The 7,209-nt window shown below is 44.4% G+C and carries 4 protein-coding genes and 1 pseudogene; 2 read left to right on the plus strand and 3 right to left on the minus strand.

The features are described from left to right. Nucleotides 1–9: 9 nt before the first annotated feature. From DWX23_RS22105 to DWX23_RS22115, 3 genes are read right to left on the minus strand one after another with little or no spacing between them, the layout of a single operon-like run. Nucleotides 10–969: a GNAT family N-acetyltransferase gene (locus tag DWX23_RS22105; protein ID WP_122376090.1), complete on the minus strand. Its 960-nt coding sequence runs from the start codon at nucleotides 967–969 to the stop codon at nucleotides 10–12. Next, nucleotides 923–1,885, minus strand: a complete 963-nt coding sequence (locus tag DWX23_RS22110) for a DUF2156 domain-containing protein (RefSeq protein WP_122376091.1) — start codon at nucleotides 1,883–1,885, stop codon at nucleotides 923–925. The genes DWX23_RS22105 and DWX23_RS22110 overlap by 47 nt, the downstream gene beginning before the upstream one ends. 50 nt (nucleotides 1,886–1,935) lie before the next feature. After that, nucleotides 1,936–3,795, minus strand: a complete 1,860-nt coding sequence (locus DWX23_RS22115; protein WP_122376092.1) for an SLC13 family permease — start codon at nucleotides 3,793–3,795, stop codon at nucleotides 1,936–1,938. 322 nt (nucleotides 3,796–4,117) lie between these two features. On the opposite strand from DWX23_RS22115, the pseudogene msrB reads away from it, so the two are divergent. Together msrB and DWX23_RS22125 are read left to right on the plus strand one after the other, a co-directional pair. Continuing rightward, nucleotides 4,118–4,576: pseudogene (msrB, locus tag DWX23_RS22120) on the plus strand (peptide-methionine (R)-S-oxide reductase MsrB); the annotation flags it as partial. A gap of 63 nt (nucleotides 4,577–4,639) precedes the next feature. Further along, nucleotides 4,640–7,057, plus strand: a complete 2,418-nt coding sequence (locus tag DWX23_RS22125; RefSeq protein ID WP_122376093.1) for an outer membrane beta-barrel family protein — start codon at nucleotides 4,640–4,642, stop codon at nucleotides 7,055–7,057. The last annotated feature ends 152 nt before the right edge of the window (nucleotides 7,058–7,209 follow it).

The following is a 7,209-nucleotide window of genomic DNA, read 5'->3' on the forward strand; positions in this document are numbered from 1 at the left end:
GATGCCGGATTAATCCAGCATCAGACTCATATATGCTTCCCGGTTCGGGTATCCCATGACGATCCGGGTAAATGTTTGAATATCCATATCCTTCAGATTTTGCTCTGTTAAGGGACTATCCTTATGTGTAGACAGCCAGTGATGTCTTAACCTTTCGGTGTCGATAACTCGGGCCATCCCGAAAGGACGGGTTGCCGGTATGACCGGAGGGGTTTTGTAGGTTGCCCGATTTACATTGTTTTGTAGGGTCGCTTCCTGCAACAAAAGATTTGCCACCCGGTCGTCATCGTAGAAGAATTCTTTTACATACACCTGCTTTTTCTCTTCCGGAAGTGTGTTGTCCGGTGAAAGAACGAAAGCCATGCCGATCGGCTGGTCTTTTTCATTCAATGCGGTAAGCATTTGTCCTCCGTCCAGTTGTAAATCGCGCAGTATTGTTATAAAATCATCCTGGGTATGCAGTACACAACATTTTCTTTCACGGAGTTTCTGGTTGAAATACGCATATAATTTATCGATGGAAGGAACTTCCGGCGGAACGACCGTGATCTCGGGTGCATAAACGGGAGTTTCCGGGCGTGTGTAAACTTCTTCGGAATAATCGAACGCTTCCGTATATCCTTGTACACGGTAGTAGTCGAACAACCAGGGATCAGCAGGGATCAGAGCCGTTACGGCAACCGAACGGTATTTCATTTCCTCAAATGCATTCTGCAGGAGTTCCCGCATCAGTCCTTTACCCCGCATGGAGGGGAGGGTACAGGCGCCGGAGATATAAGCTACGGATATCTCTGTACCATAATAAGTCATTGTGTAAGGCAGCATCTGCAAGGCAGATACCACCTGTCCGTTCTTTTCGATGACCAGTGTATTCTCTTCTTTGTATACCCGGTCGAAATAAAGGCGAATGAACTCTTCCGAATCATTGAACGAGAGACGCCATAGATCGATTATTTGCTGCTTGTTCATCTTGTTTATTGTTTTGCGTTTTCTTAATCGCGGCACTCTTTTCTAATAGTATGACCGGGTTATAAGATAGTTTAGCTTGCCGCAACCCCGGGATACCGAGATCCTCTTCGCGGTTCACGTAGATGAATTCTTCCGGCAGGCGCGATGCGAATTCCTGATTGATAACAGTGTAAGCACCCTCATAGTTCACATCCGCTTTTTCTACATGAACTCCAAATGTGTCATGGTTGATCGGTGCTCCGAAAGTGAAGGCGATCACTTTTCCGTCTACCAGCAATGCGCCTCCGAGTAGTCCCAGTTCGTCGAAGTGATTAAGCGCATACGTCATGGAAATACGTTCGTAGTTCAGATCTTCGGCATCGTCTTCCGTCTTGTTGGCTTTATACCAGGTACATTCCAGTTTCAGACATTGTTGGATCAGATCGGGAGTGATAGGCGCATATTCGTATTCATATCTTTTTTTGAAATTATTAATATGATTGCGCTTCGATTGATACTTTTTACCTTTCAGCAATGCCAGGTCTTCACGCAGATAGATATAATCGAAATAATCGCGTTCGGGGATATAGAAGAACCCGCTGGGCAATGCTTGCTCCAGCATATCTTTGGCATCCGGTGTGACTCCCAACATGCAAAGCGGGTGGCCATGTGCCAGGGAGTCTGCTTCGAGTAATTCCAGCGCATGCTTCAGGTCTCCCTTTCCGGCAGGTGTCATGTAAACGAGACGGCTTTTATCTTCTATCCAGAAACGGATCAGCAGAAAACCGTCGACAACGGCAAATTCGGTTTCATACAGAAAGCGCCAGCTGCAAATGTTGGCAAACGAGTAATCGCAATTGCGATAGTTATGAGGATAAATGAATGATGTTATAAGCTCTTTATCCTCTATTTTAATTGGTTTAAAAGGAATCTTCATACTTTTCTTTTTGTCGTACAAATATAAAACTAATAAGTGTCCGCTAATGTTTAAAACGGAAATATTAAAGGCAGCACAAAGATCATAATAATTCCCATAATAATCTGCAAGGGTAATCCGACTTTTACATAATCCATAAATGTATACTTACCTGCCGACATCACAAGTGCATTGGGCGGTGTAGAAAATGGCGAGGCAAAACACATACTGGCTCCGACCGTTACGGCAAGCAGGAACGGATAAGGACTTACGCCTAAAGAAAGGGCTGACTGTAAAGCGATAGGTGCTACCAGTACGGCTGTTGCCGTATTACTGATAAACATCGTCAGTAGTGAAGTCGTGAAATAGATACCCGCCATCAGGACAAGCGGTCCGTAATTACCCAGGCCCCCAACCAGCTTTTCAGAGATCAGCGACGAAGCCCCTGTCTTTTCCAGTGCCAGTGACATCGGTAACATGGCGGCGATCAGGACGATACTTTCCCAATTGATCGTTTTATATGCATCTTCTACGTTCCGGAAACAACCGGTCAGTACCATTAATATAGCAGCTATCAGTACGGCAGCGACAGGTGGAATAGGTATAAAATCGAAAACCATGGTAGCGATCATCAGAATCATGATACCGGCAGCGACAGGTGCTTTGTAGTCGAGTGTGACTTTGGATGCTTCTTCGACAGGTTGTCCCAATACTACCCATTGCGATTGTTTTTTGCTCATGCGGGCAATATCATCCCAGTTCCCTTGTATCAGCAGAAGATCTCCCGCGTGCATCTTTACGTCCTTTACATCGGATAGGATATATTCGTTACCCCGTTCTATTCCCAGGATATTGACGGAATATTTATCACGGAAACCGGAATCTTTGACAGCCCTGTTGATCAGTTTGGAATCGGGCATCAATAAAACTTCTGCAATTCCGATTTCACGGATACTCAGTTTCTCATTGTCACCGGTAAATTCGGAGACCTTGGATTCGGTCAGGTCCAGATGATTTTCTTCTACGAACTTATTAATATTATCGAAACTGCCGAATACATATAATATATCTTCTTCCTGTATTTCTGTGTCGGGACCGGCCAGTTTCTGGTCGACTGTTTTCATGAAACGGCTCTGTGAGGAAGATTTGCGCCTGATCTCCAGAATTGTCAGATTGTATAGGCTGGTGATATTCAATTCCTGTAGTTTCTTGTTCCGTATTCGTGAATCTTTATGGACACGTACACGGTACAGATTATCGGAAAGGCTATACTTGTTTGCCAGTTCCTGCGGTGAACGTCCGGTAGACGCATCGTTCTTTTTAGTATCTTCTTTTTTGGAGAGGAACCATTTGCTGAGCGGGATCAGAATAATGACACCGACAGTTATACAGACGATGCCGATTGGAGTGAACGAAAAGAAGGACAGGTCTTTATAGCCTGCATTGGAAAGTGCTTCTTGTACAACGAGGTTGGGAGGGGTACCGATCAGAGTCGCCATACCTCCCATACTGCTTGCGAATGCCAAAGGCATCAGGAAACGGCTCGGGCTGATATTGGCATTTACAGCCATACTGACAACGATAGGTAGCATAAGGGCAACGGTTCCTGTGTTGCTGACGAACGCCCCGATAAAGGCTGTTACCAACATGATCAGAATGAAAAGTTTAATCTCGCTGGTACCTGCCAGCTGCAATATTTTACTGCCGATCATTTTGGCCAGGCCGGTCTTGAAGATCGCACCGCCTACCACAAACAGACCGACCATCATAATAACGACGGAGTTGGAAAAACCTGAAAGTGCCTCTTCGGGAGTCAGGATATTGAACACCATTAATAAGACCAGGGCACATAATGCAACAAGGTCTGAACGTATTTTCCCATTAACAAAAAAGACTGCCGACAAGGCTAGAATAATAAGAGTTGTTATCATAAAAAGTTATTAAGATGGTTTTTACTAAACACAAAATCCCACTGTAATATAAACCGGAAAGTTTGTTTATATGTTTACCTAATACCTGATTTTAGTACAAAAATAGTAGAAACATTGATACTATAATACATATCCGCCTGCCAAATTCAAGTTTGGTCATCAACCAAATACTGGTATGGATTGTTTTCTGTAAAATAAAGATATAGTGGATAGGGATATGAAGTATTTGATTATTATATGTATGTTTTTATATCAGTTGCCAGGTTTTGCGCAAGACAGAAAAAATATGAATTCTAATAAAAAGGAGAAAGTGACAATGGAAAAGACAACTTATCAAAAGCCGGACGATGCAGCCTTACGGAATATATTGACCGATGAACAGTATGCAGTAACCCAGAAGAATGCAACTGAACATCCTTTCCATAACGAATATTGGAATGAATTTCGTGAAGGTATTTATGTCGATATTACGACAGGTGAACCTTTGTTCATCTCTACCGATAAATTCGACTCCGGATGCGGCTGGCCCAGTTTCTCGAAACCGATCGACAAAAAACTGGTAAAGGAAAAACTGGATACTTCGCATGGTATGACGCGTGTGGAAGTGCGTAGCCATACAGGTGATGCGCACCTGGGGCATGTTTTTACCGATGGTCCGGCAGAGTCGGGGGGCTTGCGTTATTGCATAAATAGTGCTTCGTTACGTTTCATCCCTAAAGATAAGATGAAAGCGGAAGGATATGGTGAATATCTTTCTTTATTAGAGAAAACGCATAAATAATTGCATGGCTGCAATGAATATATTATCTTCGCGGGATTGCTAACAACGACTGATGTGAAGAGAATGAAGAAGTGTTTTTATCTCATTGTGGCCTTATTGTGTTTTAGTCTGTCTGTTTCCGCTGCTCCGATATCCCGTATCAAGGGGAAAATTGTGGATGCCGGAACAAATCAGCCATTAGATTTTGCGGATGTGCTCCTGTTTAAAAAGGGAGACAGTAATCCTGTGTTCCATGCTTTGCCTGACAGGGACGGAAGTTTTGGTATCGCAGATGTGAAGAACGGAGAATATAGCCTGATGATCCGGCTGGTAGGATATGATTTGTTTACCCATCCGGATATTGTGCTGGCATCGTCGTCGGCTACTGTCGATCTGGGAACGATCGCTATGAAGCCGCTGGAAGTCGGCCTGGCAGAAGTAGAGGTCGTGGCACAGAAGAAGCAGGTGATATATAAACTCGACAAAAAAGTGATCGAAGCCTCTTCGAATATGCTGGCGAGCGGAGGGACGGCGGTCGATATCCTCGAAAATACACCTTCTATCCGTGTGGATGCAGAGGGGGAAGTCTCTTTCCGTGGAAGTACAGGCTTTACCGTTTATGTGGACGGTAAGCCGAGTGTTTTCAGCGGGACTCAGGCTTTGGAACAGATTCCTTCCGGACATATCGAAAATATAGAGATCATCACCACCCCGTCTGCCCGTCATGATACGGGAGGCGATGTCGGGATTATCAATATCATTACCAAGAAGCATGCGCAACACGGATTCAGCGGAATGGTGAACCTGACGGGAAGTACTTTCCTTTCAAGAGGAGTCGATTTCCTGCTTACCCAACAGAATAAATCTTCCCGATGGTATTTCGGCGGAGGCTGGACCGACCGTTTGCGAAAGAGTGATTTCGACCAGGAAAAGACGACGATCGTAGCCGATACGGCAACGACCTCCCATTCGAACGGACCGCGTGAGAGTAATAATTTCAATTACTCGTTGAAAGCCGGTTGGATGTATACTTTGCCTCATACAACATTCAATGCCGACCTGGAAGGTGGTTACGGCGGTCGTACCCGTAACGGTGACCTGGACTATACGGAAGAACGTGTTGTCGATAAGAAGCCTTTCGAGAACGGAGATTATTACAGCCGTGACGATTACGACCTGCATGAAACATATTTCCAGGGAAGTGTGGGTTTCGACCATAAATTCAATGACCAGGGACATCAACTTACAGGAAGTTTTTATCTGAAATACGGTGGCAATGCGATGGAATATTTCCAGAGCGACCTCTTCAATAAGAATAATGAGCGCGAGCAGGGGCATCGTGCCTGGGAAGACGAACACCGCTGGACAGTACGTGGAAATCTCGATTACTTGTATCCGTATAGTAAAACCGGACATATCGAGGCCGGTTATCAGTATTTTTCCTATCTGGAGGACGGCGATTACAGTATGCAGTTCTGGAGTCCTGAGAAGCAGGAGTTTTACTGGAGGGATGATATCTACAATACTTTTTATTTTCAGCACGGCATCAATTCGATCTATGCCATTGTCGGCGACAGTTATAAGTCGTTCGATTTCCAGGCAGGTGTAAGAGGGGAACATACACATCGTGTTCTCCGCAGTTCGATTCCCGGGAAGAACCGTGAATATAATAAATTCGAGTTTTTCCCTTCGGTTCACCTGGGATATACTTTCCCGAAAGATCACAAACTGATGGCATCCTATTCACGCCGTATCACGCGTCCGGAGCTTTTCTTTATGGAGCCTTATATTACGTATCGTGACTATTATTCGGCCGAGATCGGTAACCCGGATATCCGTTCGGAATATATCAACTCTTTTGAGCTTAACTATAAGAAGAATATCGGCGACCATACGGTTTCCGCCACTGTGTTTCACCGTAGCCGGAAAGATAAGATAGAACGGTTACGTGTTCCTTATCAGGCTGGCGTGACATTGGATTCTATGGCAAATGTGGGACATGATTATTCAACCGGACTGGAGTTGAGCGGTCAGGTTCAGCTGACCCGCTGGTGGAACATGAACCTGAATGGTAGTTTATATCATTATAAGGTAAAGAACCAATACAAACAGGATGGAACGAATGAGAAAAGTACTAATTACGATATTATCTGGAATAATGCTTTCGATCTGGGGAAATCGACCCGTATCCAGTTGGATGGAAATTTTGTTGGCCCGTCGGTTACCACACAGGGGCGAACGGATGCTTTCTGGTATGTGAATCTTGCTCTCCGCCAGCAATTGATGAATCGTAAACTGTCGGCTACACTTGCCTTCCGCGACGTATTCAATTCTGCTCGTTATGTAAGTAAGATAACTACTTCAGACTTACAATCCATCACCCGTATCCGTCCGAATTATCCGCTTATCACCTTGACTTTGAGTTATACATTCAATAACTTCAAAGCCAAGACTACTCAGCGGAAAGAGGATCACGATCTGTTTGAAGGAACGAATCATTGATCAAAGCTACTTTCATTTTGTTATATTGAACAACAAAATGAAAGAAGTCTATGTATACAGTCTCAGTAAAAATTAAAAGAGGTATATCCGTATCCGGAGAAAAGCGCATGCCGCTTTACGTGCAGCTGATTTACCGTCGTGAAACCCGAAAG

Source organism: Parabacteroides sp. AF18-52, from assembly GCF_003479145.1.
Classification (GTDB): Bacteria; Bacteroidota; Bacteroidia; order Bacteroidales; family Tannerellaceae; genus Parabacteroides; species Parabacteroides faecis.

Bases quoted from the DNA above. Each gene is read 5' to 3' on its own strand.
- DWX23_RS22105 (WP_122376090.1), bottom strand. From the start codon at position 969: ATGAACAAGCAGCAAATAATCGATCTATGGCGTCTCTCGTTCAATGAT.
- DWX23_RS22110 (WP_122376091.1), bottom strand. From the start codon at position 1,885: ATGAAGATTCCTTTTAAACCAATTAAAATAGAGGATAAAGAGCTTATA.
- DWX23_RS22115 (WP_122376092.1), bottom strand. From the start codon at position 3,795: ATGATAACAACTCTTATTATTCTAGCCTTGTCGGCAGTCTTTTTTGTT.
- DWX23_RS22125 (WP_122376093.1), top strand. From the start codon at position 4,640: ATGAAGAAGTGTTTTTATCTCATTGTGGCCTTATTGTGTTTTAGTCTG.